Here is a 21930-nt window from a genome sequence, read left to right as displayed (position 1 = left end):
ACTATGTTAACTATGCGAAGCGGGCGGTTTTCAGCATATTGGCTTTCGTTTGACCGGATTGATTTAATGACGTCAGCATTCCGCTAAACATTTCCTCAAATTTCTCATGATTTTGAGACATGGATTTCAGTAAGTTTTTTAATAACTCATCCAACACTTGAATGCTTTCACTATTAAGCATCAAACCAGCAAGCATTTCTTTCATATCTCGAATCTGGCCTGCGGCATGTAAATTTAGCCCCCCCGTTGTTGCCGTATTCGCAACCGTCAATGCCGCCCCAGTCCCTTTCATTCCCACTTCAAGGCGAGCAGCTGCAACACTTTGCGTTTTAACCGTGTTTACGGCCTTATCTGAGCTTTTGGTGATGTCTGTGATACTGTCAGTTTGGTCTGCAACTTTATCTGCCGCTTTGGCTATATCTTTCATGTCATCGGCTTTTTGCGCTACTTTAGTGGTTGTTTTTACGGCTTGCTGTAAGTCATCAACACTATCGGCCAACTTGCTGAACTTAGTCAGCACCGCCATATTATCCGCAGATTTTCCGACCTTACCGGCTCCATTCGCAATATGCCCTAAGGCGTTCATCAAACCATTTGGCATCGACTTGATGATGCTTTTCAGTAATGTCCCTGCGTTTTTAGTAAGCATTTTTACTGCGTTAGTCGCAATATTGCCGATGTTTTTCACAAAAGAGGACATAGACGCCAATGAGAGGGCTAAAAATGCAATGGCTGCCATAATCATTCCGACAATACTCCCGATTTGCTTCGCTTTTTCCTCAGGAACACCAAACGTCATCAACATGTCAGTCACTGCACTAGAAATTTCAGAGGCTAGCATCTGCATAAGGCTACTTTGACCCGTTTCTTCCAAAACGATATCAGCCACTGAGATAGCAATACCAATAGCGGCAACGGCAAGCGTTAATGGTGCTGCTGCGCCAAAAGTCGCAACCGTGGCGATAACTGACACGGCAAGCATCACATAGCTAAAAATTTTACTGGTACAAGAGGCGGCCTTGTTCGCTTCATCGGCTTTACGCTGCGCTTCTTCCGCCTCTTTAGCCTTTTTATCTGAATCTTTGCGAGAAGCTTCATTGATTGTCGCCATCACGGCTTCTTGCTCTTTCATATTGCGAATCGAATCTTCATTCATCGCTTTTTTAAGTTGACCAGTTAGCATAGTCAGCAGCGCCAGCGCGTTTTCCCATTTTTCACCATCAATCTCAACACGGCGTGGGGCAGCGTCTATAAATTGATTAAGTTTGTTAGCTTTCTCACTTGCGTCTTTCGCGTAGTTCCCAGCTAATTCCAGCAAATCATCAATTTTGGTGCTCAAATTTGTAATTTTGGTATTTTCCGCTGCAATTTGCTGCTTAATCTTTTCTTGGTTTCCACCTTGCTGAGACTGAAGGTGCGCTAAACGAGCTTTACTTTCGGTACGTTCTTGTATTAACGCACTTGCTTCGTTATTAAGTGCATTAGCTTTATCTGTATGATTTGTAAAAGAGTTTAATAAATCATTGCCTTTTTCACGAAGTGCATTTGATTCTATATTCATCAATTGAAGGCGATTAGCCAACTCACTAATATTCCCCTCATGTAATAACTGGCGCAATGTCGTCAGGCTCCCAACGAGCACTGAAGTCGCATTAAATCCTTCTGTCTTTAGCGACAACTTCTCCTCTTTTGCTGCTGCAGCTTTAAACATGACGGATAAATTATTTTTAGGTGCGGGTAATTGCGGCGCATTCTCAATACGACTACGCTTCATCTGCTCTGTTGACGCTAACTCCTCACACGCCATCTCCAAAGCTAATACCGCTTTGATGGATTCATCCCCTAATCCAATAGGATTACTGCCTTGTAGAAATGTATGAATATTATTGATTCGTTCATTACTTGAATTGGTAATTGGACCCATATAATTTCCTCTACTTCATATTCGGTTTTTTATTCTCTGAGCTTGCTTTTTCCAGGTTATTTTCCAATGCGGTCAAATAAGCTTGAGATTTATTTTTTAAATCAATATCAGTACTGCTTTTTACTACACTTTCAAAACAATGAATTGCGGCACTACTTTTTTTCATCATTAAATTACATTGTCCCGCATGGAACAGTGGACGGTAATCATTTTTCGCTAATACAAATGCAAGGGCATATAACTCAGTTGCTTTTCCATATCGTTTCGTTAATTGATAGACAGCAGCGAGTCCCATCACATAATCTGTATTATAGAAATCATAAATACTTAAGAATCGAAAAAAAGTTTCCGCTTCTTTTAGTTTTCCTTGTTGATAGAATTCATATGCATAGGAATAAATACCATCCATCGTACTCTGTGGAATACCATGAATATCTTTATAGGTTGCCCCATCCATTAATGCGGACGTAATATTGTCAAGTAATCCTTCCATGTCAGAACCTTTAAAGTTCTTTGTTTCCATTTTATTCATATGTTTACCTTATTGTTGTCGTGCAATACATAACGTATACATTATGCTTGCATCATAATTAACCAGTTGGGTTCTTTCTTTAAAAAAACGATTAAAGTAATAAATGATTTACTAATTAATGCCGATATTATTTTGTGCGTGTGTTTCATTCATTGTTATTTTCTCTAAGGCATTATCAACATCAATTCCCATTTTTACTAATTCGATGCGTACTAACCATGATATTATTTGCATAACATCCTCTAATCCTTTTTCATCAATAAAACTGTCATTCTTATATGACCGCCATATTTGCCTTGCTAGGACTATATCTCTAATAACGGGAACACCTTGTTGCTCTGCATATTTAACAATAGCTTTTGCTTGCACACCTTTACTTTTAGAGAACAAAAAAGGTAATGGCGCAATATCCGAATCGTAATAGATAAGTAGTGCAATATGGGTTGGGTTGGCCATAACAAATGTGGAATTACGCACATTTGTTTTAACCTCTTCAGACAGTAATTCCTGGTGCATACCTCTGCGTGCGCTCTTAATTTGAGGGTCCCCCTCATTATCTTTGTGTTCCTTTTTGACCTCCTGTTTTTCCATTTTTAAGTTTTTAATGTACAAAAAGAATTCTGCTATTGCATCTACCAATATAATAATAAGAGCGACTGCTAAAAAAACGACAATAAATGTTACACATAGTTTGACCCACTGATTAATCATTCCATTTATCATCGTTCGGTAGAGCATAAAAATGTCTTTTCGCCAGATAATAAAAAAGACTAATGTTGATACAATAAAGACGATTAAATACAAAATAGCTTTAATTAATTCTTTCAATGAATTCAATGAAAATATTTTTTTGAATCCTGCAATGGGATTTAATTTTGTAAAATCGAGTTTAATAGCCTCACTAGCTAACCTAAAGCGACTTTGCAATAATGAAACTAACGTACCAGATAAAAAACAGGCAAATAGCACCGGTAAAACAATACTTAAAAAGACCGTAAAAAATTGCCATAATAATGCATCAATTTTTATCTCTGTTGGATGTAAAAATATCTTACGCATTAACCCACTGAGTTCATATAAACTAGAAAACCCTTCGATTACAAATGCACTAACGACTAGCACAATTGCTGCGACACTATCTTTACTTTTAAAACTTTGCCCTTTTTTAGCTGAATCTCTAATTTTTTTATCGGTAGGTTTCTCTGTTTTTTCAGCCATTTTTATTTATATCTATAAACTTAAGAAGAAAGAAATATATCTCGTAATGGTGAAATCGAAATCATATTCACTAAAATGTCAGGCACTTCATTATGGAAATAAAGCAAAAAGACACAAAAGGCGATGATTGATTTTATTGCTAAAGATAACGAAAATGCATTTAATTGAGGGCAAAATCGGGAATATAGCCCTAGAGCAACCTCTGTAATAAACAATGTCACTAATATTGGCGCTGTTAAAATAACCCCATTAACAACCATTTTATTTAACCATTCCCCTAATGGAAGGCTATTAAACGACGTAAACCCATGCGCAAAGGGTAATAACTGATAACTTTGTGCAAATATATTAGCAAGTTGATACATTCCCCCTTGGGCTAAAAATACCATACATGTAATATGGCTTAATAAAACAGCCAACTCTGAGGCCTCTGAACCACTTGCTGGGTCGACAATACTGCTGATCGTTTCACCGCGCTGAGTATCAATTAACTCACCAATGACATTGGCTATCATAAAAGGCAACGCCAATATCAAGGCTAATACAAGCCCAATCGAAATTTCATAAATAAATACATCAATAAAATTAATTTCATTCCATTGGAGTTCATAGGACGAAAAAAAAGGCCATAAACCTAGCGCAATATAAGCCACCACACAGTTTTTAATCACGCCACCATTGAGTAATTTATTACTTAAAAAAGGTAATAAAAACATCACTGGTGCAATCCTTAGCCAAGCTAACGCTATTTTTATCAACCCCTCTTGAAAGATAAAATAGAGTGAGGACATTAGCGATAGCATTTCCTGGTTCATCCGAATAACCCGATAGCAGGGATCGCTGCGCCTAAGGCCTCTAATGCAAAATTCATCACCTTATCGGATAACCAACCTGAAATCATAAAGAGCGAGCCAAAAACAGCTAATAATTTGATACCAAAAGGTAATGTTTGCTCTTGAAGTTGCGTGACCGTTTGTAGTAACCCCACTAATAACCCTACCGCAGTCGCCACTATGACTGGTATTGCCGATAATATAACGATTAATAACATCGTTTTATTACTTAAATAAACGATTTGATCCATAATGTTATTCGCTTTAATGCTGTGCTAATTCAATGTATTGCATCACTAACCCTTTAGATATCAGTGACCATCCATCAATTGCGACAAAGAGAATTAATTTAACCGGAATCGAAATCGTCACAGGACTCATCATCATCATACCCAGCGCCAATAAAATACTGGAAATAACCAAATCAACGACAACAAATGGTAAATAAATATAAAAGCCGATTTCAAAAGCTGACTTAATCTCGCTTAATGCGTAAGCGGGTAATAAAGAAAATAATGTAGCCTCGCCTTCATCAGCAGCCACTTCCTCTTCACTTCGGCCTTGCTGTATTGATTCAAAGAAAGTAACTAACTGAGGATCAGAATACTTTTTCAAATACGCTTTATACCCCCCCAACCCATTATCAACAAAATTATCGATTGATTCAGCATGACTAAAATCAACCTGTTCTTGCCGCATATAACTATTCACATCCTGTAATACTGGCATCATCACAAAAATAGAGAGCAATAATGCAATACCATTTAATACCATGGTAGAAGGAACTTGTTGAACCCCCATCGCATTACGTACCATAATTAATACAATAGAGATTTTTAAATAACAGGTACCCGCAGCGATAATAAATGGCAGTAACGTCGAAAATGCGATGATCGCTAATAATGGAATTCCTTCTGGTATTGTCGGCATATTAAACTCTTTTATCACCCAGGCTCACAATATGCGTGATTTCCAAACCTAACTCGTCGCTATTGCCAATATAAATAAGTTCCCCTTCTGCAATAAATTGTTTATTTGCATAGACTTTAACTTCACGCTCTTTATTTTCACCGATAGAATAAATATAACCAGGCTCCATCTTTGAAAGATCATCAACGGTAATATCGCTATGACCTAAAACAAAGGTTAATTTAATATTCATATCGTTCACATTAAAGGGACGTACAACTTCTTGCATTTCATCTTCTTCAGAAAATACAAACTCTTCTTTTTCTTCTGGTGCCACTAATTCTTCAATCATAAGTAGTCCTTCTTCTTGCTTTTGAAACCGTGCTAATGTCTGCCCTGTAACAGACATATTTAACTGTAATTGTTGGATGCTCAGCACATCACGTAATTCTATGGTTTGCAGAAGTTTGGCGCTGATATAGCTATATCCCAATACCCAATCAGCGTGTAATTTTACATAGCCAAATATCTGGTCGCTTCGCTGTTTTTTTTCGAGGCCTTCAATTGGCTTTGCTAATAACACTTCCCCAAGGTTAACTTCCTGCACGATTAACCAAGGCTGGTAGTTGATACGCATATCATCAACTATCTCGACAGATTCACAACGGAATTTCTGGGAGAAAAATGTCATTCCAATATATTCTGAGGCAAATAACTCGCATAACTCATTAATTGATAATGAGCTCCATGCATAATGAAGCAGTTTAGGCCAACGATAATGACACCAGCTTTCAACAGCAACTAACGCCTTTATTTTCTGTCTGTCACTGACTAGCGATAATTGGAAATAACGAACACTGCGGTTAGATTGCTCTATTTGTGTATTAACTGTATAGCATTGTTGCCAAATTTTAAGTTGTTTTTCTTGAGAGCTAATCCGTCGGATCTTTAACATAATTAATCTTCTTCTTGCTGTTGGTCGTGCTGCTGGTTGCGCTGCTGCTGACGCCCGTCTTCACGTCGAATATGCACACGACTTTCATAACTCAATAAATGCTTATTTTCATTCAATGCCATTTGAACTTCTTGGCTCGCTGTCGAAGCAATAAACTCCCCTTTCGCTGCCAATTCAAAGGTCACTGATGGGCTACTCTGCCATTGGCTAAAGGTATAGGTGAGGCTACGTGCCATCGCTTTCGGCTGTTGGTTCTCGCCTAAAAGAGGGGCATTTTCTGTAAAAGCAAATTCAAACTGTGCACCAACATCATGATGGGTATGATCTTTAATGCCTTGATTAATACTCTGTTGGCCATCCACATGATGGGTTGCTAGCTGTAATCCAAGAAGGGTGCTATTTTTTAATGGATCGTCTTTTAATGGCGCCTCTTTGAATAGGCTGTTTTTTTGTGAGTGCATATTTAATAACGTGGTATCAGGTGAATCAATTTGTTGATTATTAATTGGCTTTGATTGCTCCCCACCGATTTCTCGTTCAATTGCTGATTCAATTGCAGTATTGACTGAATGTTCAATCTGCGGCTGCTCAGTAATAATCTGCGGTTTTAACTCTTTTGATTTTGGTTCTAAAACACGCTTCGAGACTAATTCCACCAACGGGGTTTCCTTATTAAGCTGACTATTTTCACTTAATTGGAATTTATTGTTCCCGTATTGAACTGAATTACCGTTAAATTTCCCCTTTACTTTCGGTGGAATATTTTGCAATGGGAAGCCTGCCATCAGAATATTAAATAAAGGCACCTCATCTTCGTCGGTAATCTTTTGTTCAACTGGGGTCGTCGACGCCACCGGCAGAGGGTCCTCAACGAATTCGCAGTTAATTTCGATTGGTGCCATCGTCATTGAATCAGCCAATGGACTATCACCATCGGCTATATTCACTTGCGTAAATACAGGGTGATTAATTGGCAGTTCAGTCGCTTTGATGCCTAATTCTTTATTTTGGCCAACCGTTTGAATACCTTCTCCAATGTATCCATTTTCTTTCCATGCCATAACGCCCTTTGCTAAGTCACTCAATTGCGATATTTGTTGCATAAAAGGAAGAGCTACAGGTATGAAAATAGATGCATCTTTTAGCTGATGTTTCTTTTTATATTCAAAGAGCTTTATCCTATTTTTGTCGTTCACTGCTTTTACCATTTTTTGGGTTATATTTTTATGGTTAGATTCAGTGGTGCTATATTCAGATGATACTGTTGCTCCTTCGATAACGATATGAGGTACTTTGTCATTTGAGCTCGCTTTTATTACTGACATGTACGAATAACTCCTCAATTTCATTTTGCTGCTGAAGCTCTGATTTTAACCTTCTTGCTATACGTTGTTGTTTGAGATATTTTCGGAATTTCTCGCACTTATTACGTAATACGAATGCACGTTTAGCAATTTCAGACAGCTGTACTTTATTTTTTGATATTTCGCCTGTGAGGGTTTCTATTTGAAATTCAAATTGAGCAATTTCAGCTAAAACCACTGCCTTCAGCCGCTGTCTTTCCCAAAAAGCAGTTCGGCTTAACTCTTCTGATTTTTCATAAGATGCGGCCTGTGTTGCCAGAACTAAAATACGCTGGCGAATATCCACACATTGCTGTTGCTGTTGCTTTATGATTGAATTTAGCTGCGATTGTTCTTGTAATGTCCGGTCAAAACGTCGCTCAGTTAAAGCCAATAAATTAGAAATCATTAAGATGCCAATTCATTGAGTATATTTAACATTTTGTCGAAACTCATCGGCTCATCCATGGCTTGTTTTAAAAAACCGTCAATTTGATCTTTTTTATCTAAAGCTCGGTCATTTTCATGACTTTCTCCACGTTGATATTCACCCAGTTCAAGATAAAGCTGAATTTGTTCAAGCCTTGAAATCATGTCACGCAAATCAATCGCGCACTGGCGATGCTCTGGAGTTGTCACCTTTTGAAATACGCGACTAATACTGTGTAAGATATCAATCGCAGGGTAATGTCCACGTCCTGCCAGTTTGTGACTCAAGTAGATATGACCATCCAAAATTGAACGGATCTCATCCCCAATCGGGTCGGCTTCTTCTTCGCTTTCTAATAACACCGTATAAAATGCGGTAATCGAGCCATGTTTCAGTTGCCCTGGGCGCTCCAATAACATTGGAAGCTGTTCAAAAACAGAGGCTGGATAACCTCGTCTGGCTGGGAGTTCTCCGGTGGCTAAAGCTACGTCTCGCAATGCCCGCGCATATCGAGTCATTGAATCAACATATAGCAATACATTACGACCACAGTCACGAAAATATTCAGCAATCGTAGTCGCAAGCAATGCGGCATTACACCGTTCAATCGGTGGGCTGTCTGAAGTCGCATAAATTAAAATTGTCTGTGCTGCATGGGGTGACTCTTTTAATTCCTCAATAAACTCAATAACTTCTCGACCTCGTTCACCAATTAAAGCAACGACATGGATATCCGCATGAGCATGGTTGATGATCATATTCATTAGTGAGGTTTTACCACTACCCGCAGCAGCAAATATACCTATACGTTGCCCTAACCCACATGTCAGTAAGCTATCAATCGCACGTACCCCAGTTACCATCGGCTCAGACACTGGCCGTCTTTGTGTTACGCTAACTGGAGGGCTATCAATACGCAGTAATTTTGTATTGAGTAACATTGTCTCAGATAGGTCTTCACTCAATGCACCAACTTGCTCTCCTGCTGCATTAAAAATTTTACCCGCTAAATGTTCACCAACTTCAAAGACAAACGGGTAACCACTCGGGCGAATAACTACTTCTCGCGTTAAACCTTGTGTACGACCGATTAAACTCAGTACCGTGAGCCCTTCTTTAAAGCCAACCACCTGTGCTTTTGCAATAATATCAGGCTGCGTAAGAGACCGCTCAATAAAACAAATTTCACCGATAAAAACACCGTGTAAGGGCGCTTCAATTAAGCACCCATGAATGCGCGCAGGATGCGCGCAGAAATCGAATAACGTCATAATAGGCTACGATAGCTGAGCGCTAAGCTCATTTGCACGCTCAAAGAACTCTTCAAAACTATCTGCAAATAATTGTATTTCATTTAAAGATGATTGCTTTAAAACAGCAGAGAGCACGTAAACATCATCCACAATATTCAATGCCGGTTGGCCCGGCAAAAAATTACTTGGCGGGTATTCTAATAATGTTTTCAATAAAGGTGCACTGATTAAATCCAGCTTACTGTAATTACAATCAGCTAAATTACACCAAATAATAATATCATCCGTTGATAAATCAATATTAATTGCAGGAAAATCATTCATTTCCAATTGAATATTAGAATGGCAATCTAGTTTTGAATTAACCAGGTCACTACGTCCCATAGAGTTTAAAAACTCATTCAGCATTTCTATAAATCTATATTTCATTGGGTAATCCTTATATTTAGAATATATTTTAATTATTCAACATCTTTAATTATATTGAATTCGGTTGCTTTATTTGTTAATAAAGCCAATTTTTTGATTATATGGTTTTGACCACATTGACCTTGACCATTTCAGAAACTTCATTAAACGAGAGTACTTCTAACTCTGGAAAACGACCTTCTACGATTTTTTTGACAAAACGACGAATATCAACCGGCACTAAAATGTTGACATCCCTCACAGATAAATAACTATTTTCTAAAGCAAGTTCAGCGGCCTGAATCAACTCATTGGTTTTTTCAGGTTCAAGATGCAAGTAAACCCCACCGGAAGCTTGCCGGACCCCTTGGCGTATTGTGTCTTCTAGCTCTGAGTTAATCATGAGGACATTCAAGCGCCCATCTACAGAGAAGCAAGAGGAAATATAACGTGCCATTGAACTTCTTACGTGTTCGACTAACATTAAGCTGTCTTTTTCTTTTGGAACCCATTGCACTAAGGTTTCAATAATCAATTTCATATTGCGAACTGATATTTTTTCCATTAATAAGCGCTGGAAAACTTCGGTTACTTTTTGTACCGTAGTATGGCGATAGCACTCTTTCAGTAATTCAGGATATTTTCTCTCAAGATCATCAAGTAAATTTTTTGTTTCTTGAATACCAAAGAATTCATTAATAAACCTCAACAGCAAAGTACTGACACAATCAATTGCTTCTGTCACATCATCTCGCGCTATTAAACCAAGCTGTTCAATATTGAGTCGGTCCTTTTGTTCAAACCACGTACTCACTGAACCATATTCATCCGTAAACTTTGTCAATGTCATACCCAGATATTCGGGTTCATCATTAATCGTCAGTAAACGATACCCATGAAAATAGATATCATATTCTCCTGCTTTAATTTCATTAATTAGAACCACCATTTTATTTTCAGGGATAATCGGTGAATAATTAATGGCAATATCAGGGATCCTATATCCGTAACGAATAAAAATATCTTTTTTCATTCGAGACAAAAACTTATTATCCTCTAAATGTTTTTTATATTTCTGATTAACAGAAATGATCACCGGTAACGTTTCTGGAATATATTCATCTACAATATCACTATTTTCTCTTTGCGTTTCACCTTCCATCACATCTGAATTAATGATTTCAGCTTCACCCTTCACTGTTTTTTGCTTATTTTTTTTCTTGTTAAAAGACCTAAAAGCAAATAATCCAATAAGAAGCCCCGATAGCAATAAAAATATAACGGTTGGAAAACCAGGTAAAAAACCCATGGAAAGTACAATAAATGCTGTGATTAAAATCGTAAAGTCATTTGCAAATAACTCTGAAACAATATTTTCGCCTAGATTCTTATCATTACCGCCGACTCGAGTCACAATAAAACCCGCGCTAATAGAAATGAGCAGCGCAGGGATTTGAGCGACTAAGCCATCACCAATAGTTAATAAGGAAAAAGTATTTAGTGCTGTTGAAACATCCATTCCCTGTTGAGCAGTACCAACAGAGATCCCACCAATTAAGTTAACAAAAATGATGATAATTCCTGCGATTGCATCCCCTTTAATGAATTTCATCGCACCATCAAAAGAACCAAATAGCTGGCTCTCTTTTTCAAGGTCACCACGTTTCTCTTTAACTGCCGCCTCATCAATCACCCCCGCACGTAGATCGGCATCGATACTCATTTGTTTACCGGGCATCGCATCAAGAGAAAAACGTGCTGCGACTTCCGCAATACGTTCAGAACCTTTAGTAATAACAATAAACTGTACAATGGTAACAATCGCAAATACCACCATACCAACGACTAGGTTATCTTGAATAACAAACTCACCAAAAGTTGCGATAATATCCCCAGCATCTGCTTCTAATAAAATTAGTCGGCTAGTACTAATTGATAAAGCAAGCCGAAATAACGTACTAATTAGTAATATGGATGGAAATGACTGAAAATTCAGTACCCGAGTGATATAAAAAGAGCTCATAAAAATAAGTACTGAGATCATAATATTCAAGCCGATCAATAAGTCGACCAATATTGTGGGTAATGGAATAATCAACATCGCAATAACCATAACCATGATAACTAATACCATTAGCTCTGGGCGATTACGGATTTGTAATAAAAATCCGGTTATATTTTTCATTAAATTACTTTTCCTATCAAACTACGAATTTCGGTGTAAAAACAGCTCTTGCACCATAATTGGGTCCATGAGTTTCTTTAATTGAACAATAAGTTCCTCTCGTGCTTCCAATGACGGAAACACCGTAACTGGAATGATAGAAAACGCCAGTAAGAGTAATTGTAAAAATTGGCCTCGAATATCGGAGCTCATTATATTCAATATATTATTAATAAACGTGATGACAGCTTCTTCAAAGCCAATATGATTACGTATGCCTCGGGTAAATAATTGACTTAGCTCTTTTTCAAGCTTTGATTTATTTGATTTTTCATTATGGCGAAAAAAGCCAGATTGAAAAAATTACTGACAAAATACATAGTCTAACGACTGCAGTTCCCGTAACCGGCCAACACGATTAAAAAAACTTCCGAATGCACTGATATTCAAATCACCTAATGGCAACGCTTGTAAATCACAGGCAAGCGCCCGACCAAGATAACGCATCATATTCTCACGCTCTTGGATTTCCATTTCCTCAACCCATTGTTCATATAAATAAACAACCGGCCCGTCATAACTAATAAATTCGCGATATAACGTCCGTAAATTTGCAGCACTAAAATGTAATTTTTCTGCGAATGCCTTTGCAATTAGCGCAATATTAATACCAGCTTGAGCACTCCGTTTCGTATCTTCCGCTTGCAGTAATTCGACCAAAGCTTCAAGGCTATCAATTTGTTCTTTTTTTAATTTTTTTCGATTAATTAATGCAGCAAGTAGCATCAATAAATCACTAGGGTCAGTAAAAAATTGTAATAAAAAGGCTCGCAACTGTTTTGGGGTCATTAACTGCTTACTCAATAACCCTTCTATGTGTAATACTTTATCATCCGCATCTTTATCTAAAATGCGTTCAGAAAATTGTATCCACTCTTCTTCACTGCCCTTTTTAGAGCTTCCTCGGCGTATATGGCTTGCCGCCAACATCGACATCGATGCATATTCACTGGAACTATCAATGACGCCAGCACCACGAGCGACTTCATCCGAGTCATCGCTACTGCTACTCACAGGTGCGCGACTTTTATTTTGAGTATTAACAGAAAAACGGTGATTAAAACTCAGTGGTGTTATTGCCATGACTCACTCATGTATTGTTGGAGAAATTGGACCGTACCGTGCAATTGACTATCATGGCTGGTGATCCGCGCCTTTTCGGAGAATTGTCGCCCATCCCACCCTTCATTTTCATCCAATAAACGCGGTTGGATTAAAAATAAACGAACCATTTTTTGTTGGTTAGTCGATGAATGGCTAAATAATCCCCCCACATAAGGAAGATCGCCTAGAAAAGGAATTTTGCTTTCATTTTCAACAAATTGCTCACGTGTATATCCACCAATAAGCAAACTACTGTCTTTTGCTATACGCGCCACTGTGTTAATACTGGTTCGATTAACGGCAGGTAACCCTTCAACGCTAGATGTTTTCCCCATGCTATCGCGATTTTCTGCACCATCCTCAATGTTGACTTCCATTTCAACGTTATTACCTGCAGAGATACGGGGCATCACACTCACCATTGTGCCGTAAGTCACTTGCTCAAGAGTTGCAATGCGCTCGCCTTGTAATTTGGCGTAAAAACTAGTGTTGTTATCAAATAAAGCAGGAATGTTTTCTTGAGTTAATAGCACCGGACGAGAAACAATGTGCCCGTTGCCCGTCTTATTCAGTGCATCAATCTGTAATAGGAATTGCTGACTATTCGATAATGTACTTCGATTAAATGATACTGACCCCTTTCCCGTATTAAATGTGCCAACTTCCCAATTCACGCCTAAATTATCTAACTCAGAACGGGTAATATCGATAATCCATAATGACAACTCCACTTGGCGGCGACGCATATCCAATGTATTCACTAGCTGGCGAACATAACGGATTTGCTCTTGGCTTCCTTTAACAATCAAGCTATTACTATCAGGATGTGCCACCAAAGAAAAAGAACGATTAGAGGACTTTTTAGTTACCTGCTGAAGTTTATTCGCTGTAGGCAACGAGTCACCAATTGGCGCATCCATTAATTCATCTATTGAGTCACCTGTTGAATTAATTGCTACCGATGGAGGCTGGATAGTGAGTATTTCATCCATTTCAGCACCATTTTTGAATAAATTATTGATGACATTCAGCAGGCCAGGGATCGTAATATTTTGCCCGCGTAATGAATAGCTTCTATCGGTTACTGAGGCGTGCTTTAATGGAATAACCGCAACTTCACCGCTGGATAATTCCTCTTTCCTAATTTGTTCTGCAAGATATAAAGAAGCTGCTTTTATTAATTCAATATAGAGAGGTGGCCCAGAGACAAATAATAGCCTTTCTCCCTCTTGTGAACGCACAGGAAAGCGTGAGTCATAAATGCCATTTCGTTGAATATAATTCAGCAGTTGATTGCTACTGACATTATTCGTTGGAATAATTGCGCTACGCATTTCACTGTTATCATAAACATAAATACTTGCACCATCGTCATACCACACTAGCGCAATTCGTCGGGCTAATGCTTTAAACATTTCATCTGCATTGGCCAAATTAAAATTACCGGTTACCTTTTTTTGCGCGGCTAATTTACTAAGAATAATCGGTTTATTTAGACGCTCAGCAACCGCATCAAACACCTTACCTACCGCAATATTATTTGCGACAAATGTATCGTGGTTTTTTGACTGCGTAACGGGTTCCGCCACAATAATTTCTGCTTGTGCCGAATAGAAATTCATACTCAGTAAAAATAGTGTTACCCCTAACACTCGATTTTTTTTACTGTTCATATAATGTCGCTCCAATGTGCCTAATTTCTGATGGTGTTAGGCCTAACTCTTTTTTAATATCATTCGTAAAATGAGAGGCTGAGCAATAACCTGCTTCCAACCCGACATCTAATATTGAATCGTCACTTTCAATTAGTTGCAGAATGGCATTAGCCATACGAACACTCATAATTTTTCGCTTTGCTGTTTTATTAAAGTTTTCTCGGTAAAGCTGCCTAAAATAAGAAGCTGATATACCATAACGCGCACATAACTGATTAATGTTGGCATTCTTATCATCTTGAGCGGAAGTAAGAATAAATCTCATCATGCCGTAGGCTTCATATCGTCTCAATATTTCACACCAACTATCAAATACAGGATGATTTCTAATAATTAAATCAATCACTATATTTTTAATCGAAGTGGTTAAGGGATAATTTTCAGACAACACAATGAATTCATCTTGACTGCTTTCATCAACTTTCGTTTTCTCTTTTTTAGCGAGAAATGCTTGCCCTGTCGCGGTGTCAATAACGGCTAATATCTCAACTAATTCTGATAAATCCATTGTACACAAACTCCAATGTGACTTATCTATCAACTCCCACTCATTCTCTTGGCAAATAAATATAGACTGGTTTTCAATTGAGATATTTAAATTTGAATATAGGGATTTATAAAAAAAAGGCGCTGAATTCTTATTCGGTATAGCCAAGACCAGTTTATCCTGCAAAGAAAAGCAACAGCCTCTACTTTCTAATAATGTAGCAATATCTTTATTTGACATTATACAGGCCTTATTAACGTAATTTTGTGTATACAGAATGAGCGATAGCGGAAAGAGCCTCAAGGGAATATTCTGGAATCCTTTATACTTTCTGTTCCAACTTAAAGGTGTGAATGAATAAGAACAATTCAACTGACAAAAAAAATATTTCTTGTTTTACTTTCGGCCAATAACGAGACCCAATCAATCTATAACTAAAATTAAATTAACTCCATGAGATTATTTTTATGAGTGATACAAACAGTCGAATATGCATAATAAAGATTGCTAGTGGCCCAATGGCCGGCCAAGAATTAATGGTTAATGCTGATAACAATCTCATTATCATTGGTGATGGCTTAGATTACAAAACTGACATCAATAATGATGGGGTTACCACTTACCAAATTCCTAGCAATGGCATTACTTGTGAGTTTTCAATTATTACAGCGAGCCAATATACTGAAAGCGGTATAGCTATTCGCCTAAATAATAATGGATTAAGTACTGAAATTCCTATCATTTTCCAGCAATTACTTTTAGCCGATATATTTCCTATCGCAATAAAAATGCAAGATACTGATTGGCAAAGCCCCCAACCACTTGAAAATGCATTAATGTCAGAAGTGGAAGGCTCATTACCTGCTACCAAAACGACGACCAGAAATAAGGTAAGAAAATCAGCTACAGAAAAATCACCTCTTTTTAATAAACAAACTATGCTGCTTTTTTTCTTTACTTTATTTGCAATATTTATTTTTTACGTTATTTTTCAATACATCCCAGATCAAAGTGCTGAGAAAAAAGTAAAAACATTAGAACACATACTTCAAGGTAGCCACTATCCTATAACTGTGACTCAAAATGTAAGCAACGAAAGTGTCATTTTAGTCAAAACACAAAGAGATGCAGATTGGAGTATGCAACGCCTAGTCAAGGCTAAATACAATGAAAAATTCTCAATTAGAATAATAAATAAACTCGAAAAAGAAATTGAAAATAAAATCATTGAAGTATTTCCAGATACGTTAAAATTAGATATTAGTAACCCATGTAATCCCACAATCACAATTATAGCTAATAATATATCAACAGATACACAGAAGAAAATAGACAAACTATTATCCAACTATTTTCGTTGTTATACTAAAAGCGAAATAAAAAAAGTCATATTGGGTGAATTATTACAAAAAGCAGAGTTAGGATTAACAGAAAGTAATGTTCAATGGCGTAAAATCACTAAAGACAACAAGGTTATCTTTATAATAAAAGATAGTTTAGATGATAACCAGACCGTCTCATTAATTAACTTCACAAATACATTTCATAAACAATGGGGAGAAAATCACATTCAATTTTCCATTTCCCTTGCAAATAACAAACTCTTGGGGAAATCATTTGTCACCAATGAAAATGGTTATCTTTTATTAGGTAATAATCATTGGTTTTTCAATTCAATCAGTTTTTAACTTAACAAGATATTAATTAATATAACTTTACAGATAAAGAGGAAACAATATGGCAGATATAATCCCAGGCTTAGATAATGGCCGCTGGGTAAGCTCAGCTTTAGAAACCGAGGGGAAAGATAAAGATAGTCTAGGTATGATCTATCGTACTTCAGCAAGTATTAGTAAAAAAGCTAAGCTGTTCGGAGATGAATTAAATACCATTCTTTCCTCCTCAACTTTAGAAGTCGATAACCCTGTGGTACTGGCTCGAATCACCGCTATGAGTGGTAATTATAATATGGCTCGCCAACTACAAAGTAACTTTATGAAATCAATTAAAGATACTGACCAAGCCATTATTCGTAACGTTTAATTTTAAAGAGCATTATTAAATATAATGCTCTATTTTATTAAGGAAATAATCTATGTTAGCTATTACACCACATTTACCGCTCACGGTTCCAACAGATGCATCATCGGCTCTCTCATCACCAGCTCCGATTGAAGACAAAGTCAAAAAGTTATTTGCTGAATACACCGCCACTATTAGCCAAGAAAAAAAAGCGCTAACTGAGAGTGTAAATAATATTGACCCAAGTAACCCAGCCGAATTACTGCAATTTCAAAACCGCGTCGGTAATTACAGCCTGACGATGAATATGATTAGTACACTGACGCACAAAAGTGTCTCTGCGATTGATACTGTCTTAAAAGCCCAATAAACCATGAATATTTTAAAGAAATTTATCTTGATTGGAGTTATTAGCTTCTTAGTCGGTTGCGATAATCAGTTATTACTCAGTCAGTTGAGCCAACGACAAAGCAATGAAGTATTAGCCATACTACAAGAACATGGTGTTGAAGCTACACGTAAGCAAAATAATAAAAGCGGGGATTCCATCCGTGTTCAACCTAGTGATTTTGTGATTGCGGTAGATTTACTACGCCAATATAATTTGCCCTCAAAAGATCCAATAGAAATCATCCAAGCATTCCCTGGCGATTCTTTGGTGGCATCACCGCAAGCAGAACGTACCCGCTTGCTTTCTTTAATTGAACAGCGCCTTGAGCAATCATTGCTCACCATTCCCGATATCATTAATGCGCGAGTTCATGTCAGCTACCCATTAAATGGCAATAATCCGACCAAGCAAATACAAAACGTCTCTAGCTTGGTGACCTATTCTGGAAGTGATGACCCCCAGATGATGATGCATAAAATTAAATTGTTTCTAACAAACAGTTTTGCTGAAGCAACTTACGATAATGTCTCTGTCGTCGTCGTCAACCGGCCACCATTACAATATCAAATTAAATCTGAGCCAGAATATACATTTAATCCAATTATAATTAGCGCGATTATCGCTGCGATTACCATTCTATTTTCTATTTTACTGTTACTGTGGCGCCAACTAAGTAGCAAAAAGTCCACAACTGGTCTGTTGGAGAAACCTGTTGATGACTACGCTGAATAACCTACTAATTACGCAAGGGAATATATTCCTAGCGCCAGGCAGCTATTTTCATAGTGAATTTAATGGAGTCGGATATAACGACTTTCCCCCGATGCTGCAACGTAAGCATAACCAACAGTTAATTCAGCGATATGCATTACCTTTGCCTAATAAGAGAACCCCCTTATTACCCAAAACATTATCGGAACATTGGGCTTTACTACCGGAGGTGGCGTTAGGATTAGGGGTTCTGTTACACGCTGAACCGCTCCCTTGGTGGGTTGAGCTTTCCAAATACCGTGTATTACATACACAGTTAAGTCGCCCACTTTGGCAATCAGAAAACCAACCTACAACTTCACCGCAAGTCTTAACAGCCCTTGGAGCACAACAATTACTACAGTGTTTAGCGCCCTTTGGCCCCGCTTATACCCTTCGAGCTAAATATATGTTTAGTCTTGAAACCCAACAACTTATTCCGCCATCCATAAAAACGATGCTACCTTGGAATACTATTGAAGAAACATGCCGATATGTCAGAGAAAGCACCCCTGAATGTTAAACAGACAATGTCTGAAAAAGTCTTGATCAAATATCAAGCATTAAGTGCCGATAGATACCACAGAACTATCATTCAACTAGCTCAAAAAAAGGCGAGTGAACATTACCAACAAGCAAAACAACAGCAAGAAGCGCTCTACCAAACGGCTTATCACCAAGGCTATAACGATGGCATTAAACAATTGTTAACGGATTTTATTACTGCGATAGATAACAGTGAAATTCAGTACCAAGAAAATACGAGTCAAAGTAAAGAGCAGCTGATGAAAATATTGAATGAGCTTTTTGGTGATAACCATTTACAAGAGACGGTTGCAGCCTATTTTGAAAAAAAATACGCAAAAATAACCAATTCTACATTACACCTACCTGCAAACATGCAAGCTCGTATTGCTAAGAATGACTCTGATATGAAATTTTCAACCTCTTCTGATAATACCATCGCATTAGAGGTTGATAATAAGATTACCTATTTCTCCCCTATTATTGCCTCTAAAAATATTTTCCCTCATGTATTTTCTGTTCCAATACAGTGCCAAATTTTAAAAATGCATAAAGAAGCCTATCAAAGCTTGATAAAAACAATAAATTCAATACAGGAAAAACACAAAGATGCTAACCAATCTACAATCTAAGGCTATCAATTCTCAACACAGCGAGCCTCAAACTCATCCTGAAGATATTCAAAGTAAAATGACTTCATTATGGCAGAAGAAAAATATGGAGATCCAAAACAAGCATCAATACAGCGAAAAAATAGATTTATCCCCCAAAGAAAAAAATAAAATTAACAAGTTCATTGATGAGCTTAAGTCAAAAGAAGATGACAAAATATTTTTTGCGCATGTCTTTAAAACAATGATTAAGTTGGGTAGAGATGAGAAACAAAACTTTATTACCGGTGTTCACCAAACATTGGGCTCATCAAGTGACCCTGAAATTGCCTCACTAAATCAAAAATTTAAGCGCTCACTCAGCCATTATATGTCTATCAGTTTGATGAGTGCTCCTCTTAACAACCAAATTCGTCATAATATGACTAGTTTTAATTTGGAAGGGAATGATGATGAGGAAGAAGAATTACTAATTTAATATTTATTCTCCCTACCATTCTCATCTTACATTCATCATCCTCGACTAATATTTATAGGTTTAGTCTATTTTTTTAATATTCTAAGCCTATTTATTTAGCAAAAATCAGAAAATATAAAAAATACAAATAAAAATTGATATATACAACCTCCAAATATAGTTTAAATTCACCCCATCAAAACATATGAGCTCAATATCAAAAAACGATTTTATTTTTAAATCATCTTATCTAACATCGTTTTTTGTATTGATATATATTTCATCGATAATCAGGATAGATATAAATTATGACCGATTTATCAACAGTACAAAATTTTATGAATAATATTGACTATAATGAAAAGGAATCAATGATCCTCTTATCTGGGAATGTCGTATATGACCCACTCAAACGAACACTTTCTCGTGAAAAAAATGTCGTTAACCTTTCCGAAAATGAATCATGCCTACTTAAATTATTATTAATAAAAACAAATAGTAAAAGAGAGGTCATGTATGAAATCTGGGAAAAAAGAGGCACAATCGTGACTGAAAGTAGCTATTACAAACTTGTCAGACAACTGCGACAATCCTTTAAAAAAGTCGATCTTGATGAAAATTTAATTATGACTTTACCTCGAATAGGTATCTTATACACAGGAGAAAAATCAGAAATGCCAACACTCTCTAAATATGATACAAGAAAAAGCATTTATACTTATATACGATATCTTCTTCAGAAAGTGTTTATTCGTTCATCACTATAATTATATTTTTCTAGAGAGTAATTTTAATGTTAAATATTAATCCTAACTTACCAAAAAAATGTTTTTTCCCATTATTTATACTTATTGTAACTTTCATGTTATCTGCTTGTAGTCATACTTTAATGAGTTACTTTACTCATACCCCTGCTTACCATATCAATGGTAATATTTATTCTCACTCTTATGATATTCCTGAGAATGCGACAGTGACATTATCGTTGACCTCAATCCAGCCAAACGAAAATAATGCAAAATCTAATTTGGATTACAGCTTTAAAACGCAAAACACAGGACGTAGTATAGAATTTGCGATCACCCTTCCTGAAGAGTTTCAGTCCAAAAGATATACATTCGGAATAAGTGCAAGAATTGAAAAAGATGGTGAACTAATCATGATGAGTAATAAGCTAAGCCCGATCCCTGAGAATTTATCTGAAATCGTATTACTTCCGGTGTCCGCGATTCAACAATAACAACCTATATTTCACCCAATATCAATTAGAAGCATTCTCTACACTATATGAGAAATAATATTTACCTATTTTCAAGCAAGCCATAACATTAGTCACCAAACATCACTCAGCTGGATCTTCTAATAAACGTGGAAAATCTGCTGCTGAGCTTTCAATGGCTCGCTTTGCCAAACTTTCTAACGCGTTAAATAACTGCTCAGCCTCTTGTTCTGGCAAGTCCGCAGCTAAATAATCATTCCACTTATTTAATTTACAATTTAACTCATTCACAATCGTTTTGCCGAGTGGTGTCAACGAAACATGATAAACCCGTTTATCCACTGCGCTATTCGTTTTAGCCACCCACCCGCTAGATAAAAATTTGCTCACACCTCGAGTCGTCACGGATTTATCTACAACCATTGCTTTTGTGATCTGCTCTAAGGTCGATGCATCATACTGGTCAATATGTAAAATCATCAAACACTCAATAGCATTGATACCGTAAGGTTCCCCCATCCATTTCATATAATGGTGAGCTGCTCGGCTAATCACGCCAAATACGCGAGCCTGTTCTGTACGCATAATTCCTCTTTAGTTGATTTTATCAACCAATTAGT

At 37.0% G+C, this 21930-nt stretch carries 25 protein-coding genes; 9 read left to right on the top strand and 16 right to left on the bottom strand.

Annotated features, from left to right (window positions below; all coding sequences use genetic code 11):
- Positions 1 to 10: 10 nt before the first annotated feature.
- From sctE to M0M83_RS00785, 15 genes are all read right to left on the bottom strand, one after another.
- On the bottom strand, positions 11 to 1924 hold the full coding sequence (gene sctE, locus M0M83_RS00855; RefSeq protein ID WP_248467358.1) for a type III secretion system translocon subunit SctE: 1914 nt from the start codon (positions 1922 to 1924) through the stop codon (positions 11 to 13).
- Between the two features lie 10 nt (positions 1925 to 1934).
- The gene (gene sicA, locus M0M83_RS00850) at positions 1935 to 2447 is read right to left on the bottom strand and encodes a type III secretion system translocator chaperone SicA (RefSeq protein WP_272680299.1); all 513 of its coding nucleotides are present in this window, start codon (positions 2445 to 2447) and stop codon (positions 1935 to 1937) included.
- Between the two features lie 120 nt (positions 2448 to 2567).
- On the bottom strand, positions 2568 to 3674 hold the full coding sequence (locus M0M83_RS00845) for an EscU/YscU/HrcU family type III secretion system export apparatus switch protein (protein ID WP_213914449.1): 1107 nt from the start codon (positions 3672 to 3674) through the stop codon (positions 2568 to 2570).
- A 20-nt stretch (positions 3675 to 3694) separates the two neighbouring features.
- On the bottom strand, positions 3695 to 4489 hold the full coding sequence (gene sctT, locus M0M83_RS00840) for a type III secretion system export apparatus subunit SctT (RefSeq protein ID WP_213914448.1): 795 nt from the start codon (positions 4487 to 4489) through the stop codon (positions 3695 to 3697).
- Positions 4486 to 4758, bottom strand: a complete 273-nt coding sequence (gene sctS / locus M0M83_RS00835) for a type III secretion system export apparatus subunit SctS (RefSeq protein ID WP_125891807.1) — start codon at positions 4756 to 4758, stop codon at positions 4486 to 4488. Before sctS ends, sctT begins: the two co-directional genes overlap by 4 nt.
- 13 nt (positions 4759 to 4771) lie before the next feature.
- Positions 4772 to 5428 carry an EscR/YscR/HrcR family type III secretion system export apparatus protein gene (locus tag M0M83_RS00830; RefSeq protein ID WP_413776240.1) on the bottom strand — a complete coding sequence of 219 codons (657 nt, stop codon included), beginning with the start codon at positions 5426 to 5428 and terminating at the stop codon, positions 4772 to 4774.
- Positions 5429 to 5438: 10 nt separating this feature from the next.
- Positions 5439 to 6371, bottom strand: coding sequence for a FliM/FliN family flagellar motor switch protein (locus tag M0M83_RS00825; RefSeq protein WP_248467356.1), 933 nt, complete (start codon positions 6369 to 6371; stop codon positions 5439 to 5441).
- Between the two features lie 2 nt (positions 6372 to 6373).
- Positions 6374 to 7696, bottom strand: a complete 1323-nt coding sequence (locus tag M0M83_RS00820) for a hypothetical protein (protein WP_248467354.1) — start codon at positions 7694 to 7696, stop codon at positions 6374 to 6376.
- Complete coding sequence (locus M0M83_RS00815) at positions 7668 to 8123, bottom strand: hypothetical protein (protein WP_248467353.1); 456 nt, start codon at positions 8121 to 8123, stop codon at positions 7668 to 7670. The genes M0M83_RS00820 and M0M83_RS00815 overlap by 29 nt, the downstream gene beginning before the upstream one ends.
- Complete coding sequence (gene sctN / locus M0M83_RS00810) at positions 8123 to 9415, bottom strand: type III secretion system ATPase SctN (protein WP_248467352.1); 1293 nt, start codon at positions 9413 to 9415, stop codon at positions 8123 to 8125. Before sctN ends, M0M83_RS00815 begins: the two co-directional genes overlap by 1 nt.
- Before the next feature lie 6 nt (positions 9416 to 9421).
- Positions 9422 to 9826 carry a type III secretion system protein gene (locus M0M83_RS00805; RefSeq protein ID WP_213914443.1) on the bottom strand — a complete coding sequence of 135 codons (405 nt, stop codon included), beginning with the start codon at positions 9824 to 9826 and terminating at the stop codon, positions 9422 to 9424.
- 97 nt (positions 9827 to 9923) lie between these two features.
- Positions 9924 to 11990 (bottom strand): EscV/YscV/HrcV family type III secretion system export apparatus protein, encoded by a 2067-nt coding sequence (locus M0M83_RS00800; RefSeq protein ID WP_125891814.1) that lies wholly within the window; start codon positions 11988 to 11990, stop codon positions 9924 to 9926.
- 342 nt (positions 11991 to 12332) lie between these two features.
- Positions 12333 to 13112 carry a type III secretion system gatekeeper subunit SctW gene (gene sctW / locus M0M83_RS00795; protein ID WP_336432217.1) on the bottom strand — a complete coding sequence of 260 codons (780 nt, stop codon included), beginning with the start codon at positions 13110 to 13112 and terminating at the stop codon, positions 12333 to 12335.
- On the bottom strand, positions 13103 to 14806 hold the full coding sequence (gene sctC, locus M0M83_RS00790) for a type III secretion system outer membrane ring subunit SctC (RefSeq protein ID WP_248467351.1): 1704 nt from the start codon (positions 14804 to 14806) through the stop codon (positions 13103 to 13105). The genes sctW and sctC overlap by 10 nt, the downstream gene beginning before the upstream one ends.
- On the bottom strand, positions 14796 to 15575 hold the full coding sequence (locus tag M0M83_RS00785; protein WP_213914439.1) for a helix-turn-helix domain-containing protein: 780 nt from the start codon (positions 15573 to 15575) through the stop codon (positions 14796 to 14798). Before M0M83_RS00785 ends, sctC begins: the two co-directional genes overlap by 11 nt.
- A 227-nt stretch (positions 15576 to 15802) precedes the next feature.
- On the opposite strand from M0M83_RS00785, the gene M0M83_RS00780 reads away from it, so the two are divergent.
- The 9 genes from M0M83_RS00780 (at position 15803) to M0M83_RS00740 (ending at position 21331) form a co-directional block, all read left to right on the top strand.
- Positions 15803 to 17023: a PrgH/EprH family type III secretion apparatus protein gene (locus M0M83_RS00780; RefSeq protein ID WP_213914438.1), complete on the top strand. Its 1221-nt coding sequence runs from the start codon at positions 15803 to 15805 to the stop codon at positions 17021 to 17023.
- Between the two features lie 49 nt (positions 17024 to 17072).
- Complete coding sequence (locus M0M83_RS00775) at positions 17073 to 17378, top strand: type III secretion apparatus needle protein (protein ID WP_213914437.1); 306 nt, start codon at positions 17073 to 17075, stop codon at positions 17376 to 17378.
- Between the two features lie 52 nt (positions 17379 to 17430).
- The gene (sctI, locus tag M0M83_RS00770; protein WP_213914436.1) at positions 17431 to 17727 is read left to right on the top strand and encodes a type III secretion system inner rod subunit SctI; all 297 of its coding nucleotides are present in this window, start codon (positions 17431 to 17433) and stop codon (positions 17725 to 17727) included.
- A gap of 3 nt (positions 17728 to 17730) precedes the next feature.
- Complete coding sequence (gene sctJ / locus M0M83_RS00765; protein WP_213914435.1) at positions 17731 to 18480, top strand: type III secretion system inner membrane ring lipoprotein SctJ; 750 nt, start codon at positions 17731 to 17733, stop codon at positions 18478 to 18480.
- On the top strand, positions 18464 to 19021 hold the full coding sequence (locus tag M0M83_RS00760; protein WP_125891822.1) for a hypothetical protein: 558 nt from the start codon (positions 18464 to 18466) through the stop codon (positions 19019 to 19021). The genes sctJ and M0M83_RS00760 overlap by 17 nt, the downstream gene beginning before the upstream one ends.
- Positions 18993 to 19655 (top strand): hypothetical protein, encoded by a 663-nt coding sequence (locus tag M0M83_RS00755; RefSeq protein ID WP_248467350.1) that lies wholly within the window; start codon positions 18993 to 18995, stop codon positions 19653 to 19655. The genes M0M83_RS00760 and M0M83_RS00755 overlap by 29 nt, the downstream gene beginning before the upstream one ends.
- Positions 19633 to 20112 carry a hypothetical protein gene (locus M0M83_RS00750; RefSeq protein WP_125891824.1) on the top strand — a complete coding sequence of 160 codons (480 nt, stop codon included), beginning with the start codon at positions 19633 to 19635 and terminating at the stop codon, positions 20110 to 20112. The genes M0M83_RS00755 and M0M83_RS00750 overlap by 23 nt, the downstream gene beginning before the upstream one ends.
- A gap of 317 nt (positions 20113 to 20429) precedes the next feature.
- A complete protein-coding gene (locus M0M83_RS00745; RefSeq protein WP_125891847.1) occupies positions 20430 to 20858 on the top strand; it encodes a winged helix-turn-helix domain-containing protein in 429 nt (142 codons plus the stop codon).
- Between the two features lie 26 nt (positions 20859 to 20884).
- On the top strand, positions 20885 to 21331 hold the full coding sequence (locus M0M83_RS00740) for a YbaY family lipoprotein (protein ID WP_248467349.1): 447 nt from the start codon (positions 20885 to 20887) through the stop codon (positions 21329 to 21331).
- 102 nt (positions 21332 to 21433) lie between these two features.
- Here the strand turns inward: M0M83_RS00740 and M0M83_RS00735 are convergent, their stop codons facing one another.
- The gene (locus tag M0M83_RS00735; RefSeq protein ID WP_248467348.1) at positions 21434 to 21895 is read right to left on the bottom strand and encodes a MarR family winged helix-turn-helix transcriptional regulator; all 462 of its coding nucleotides are present in this window, start codon (positions 21893 to 21895) and stop codon (positions 21434 to 21436) included.
- Between the last annotated feature and the right edge of the window lie 35 nt (positions 21896 to 21930).

Source organism: Providencia rettgeri, from assembly GCF_023205015.1.
Classification (GTDB): Bacteria; Pseudomonadota; Gammaproteobacteria; order Enterobacterales; family Enterobacteriaceae; genus Providencia; species Providencia rettgeri_E.
The sequence above is the reverse complement of the archived record's forward strand: the minus strand, read 5'-3'. Positions and strand labels throughout refer to the sequence as shown.

Coding starts and splice junctions, on each gene's coding strand:
- sctC (WP_248467351.1), bottom strand. CDS start 14,806: ATGAACAGTAAAAAAAATCGAGTGTTAGGGGTAACACTATTTTTACTG.
- M0M83_RS00785 (WP_213914439.1), bottom strand. CDS start 15,575: ATGTCAAATAAAGATATTGCTACATTATTAGAAAGTAGAGGCTGTTGC.
- M0M83_RS00735 (WP_248467348.1), bottom strand. CDS start 21,895: ATGCGTACAGAACAGGCTCGCGTATTTGGCGTGATTAGCCGAGCAGCT.
- M0M83_RS00825 (WP_248467356.1), bottom strand. CDS start 6,371: ATGTTAAAGATCCGACGGATTAGCTCTCAAGAAAAACAACTTAAAATT.
- M0M83_RS00760 (WP_125891822.1), top strand. CDS start 18,464: ATGACTACGCTGAATAACCTACTAATTACGCAAGGGAATATATTCCTA.
- sctT (WP_213914448.1), bottom strand. CDS start 4,489: ATGAACCAGGAAATGCTATCGCTAATGTCCTCACTCTATTTTATCTTT.
- M0M83_RS00805 (WP_213914443.1), bottom strand. CDS start 9,826: ATGAAATATAGATTTATAGAAATGCTGAATGAGTTTTTAAACTCTATG.
- M0M83_RS00800 (WP_125891814.1), bottom strand. CDS start 11,990: ATGAAAAATATAACCGGATTTTTATTACAAATCCGTAATCGCCCAGAG.
- M0M83_RS00780 (WP_213914438.1), top strand. CDS start 15,803: ATGAGTGATACAAACAGTCGAATATGCATAATAAAGATTGCTAGTGGC.
- sctI (WP_213914436.1), top strand. CDS start 17,431: ATGTTAGCTATTACACCACATTTACCGCTCACGGTTCCAACAGATGCA.
- sctE (WP_248467358.1), bottom strand. CDS start 1,924: ATGGGTCCAATTACCAATTCAAGTAATGAACGAATCAATAATATTCAT.
- M0M83_RS00750 (WP_125891824.1), top strand. CDS start 19,633: ATGCTAACCAATCTACAATCTAAGGCTATCAATTCTCAACACAGCGAG.
- sctJ (WP_213914435.1), top strand. CDS start 17,731: ATGAATATTTTAAAGAAATTTATCTTGATTGGAGTTATTAGCTTCTTA.
- sctW (WP_336432217.1), bottom strand. CDS start 13,112: ATGGCAATAACACCACTGAGTTTTAATCACCGTTTTTCTGTTAATACT.
- M0M83_RS00740 (WP_248467349.1), top strand. CDS start 20,885: ATGTTAAATATTAATCCTAACTTACCAAAAAAATGTTTTTTCCCATTA.
- sicA (WP_272680299.1), bottom strand. CDS start 2,447: ATGGAAACAAAGAACTTTAAAGGTTCTGACATGGAAGGATTACTTGAC.
- sctS (WP_125891807.1), bottom strand. CDS start 4,758: ATGGATCAAATCGTTTATTTAAGTAATAAAACGATGTTATTAATCGTT.
- M0M83_RS00815 (WP_248467353.1), bottom strand. CDS start 8,123: ATGATTTCTAATTTATTGGCTTTAACTGAGCGACGTTTTGACCGGACA.
- M0M83_RS00820 (WP_248467354.1), bottom strand. CDS start 7,696: ATGTCAGTAATAAAAGCGAGCTCAAATGACAAAGTACCTCATATCGTT.
- M0M83_RS00745 (WP_125891847.1), top strand. CDS start 20,430: ATGAATAATATTGACTATAATGAAAAGGAATCAATGATCCTCTTATCT.
- M0M83_RS00845 (WP_213914449.1), bottom strand. CDS start 3,674: ATGGCTGAAAAAACAGAGAAACCTACCGATAAAAAAATTAGAGATTCA.
- M0M83_RS00775 (WP_213914437.1), top strand. CDS start 17,073: ATGGCAGATATAATCCCAGGCTTAGATAATGGCCGCTGGGTAAGCTCA.
- sctN (WP_248467352.1), bottom strand. CDS start 9,415: ATGACGTTATTCGATTTCTGCGCGCATCCTGCGCGCATTCATGGGTGC.
- M0M83_RS00755 (WP_248467350.1), top strand. CDS start 18,993: ATGTCAGAGAAAGCACCCCTGAATGTTAAACAGACAATGTCTGAAAAA.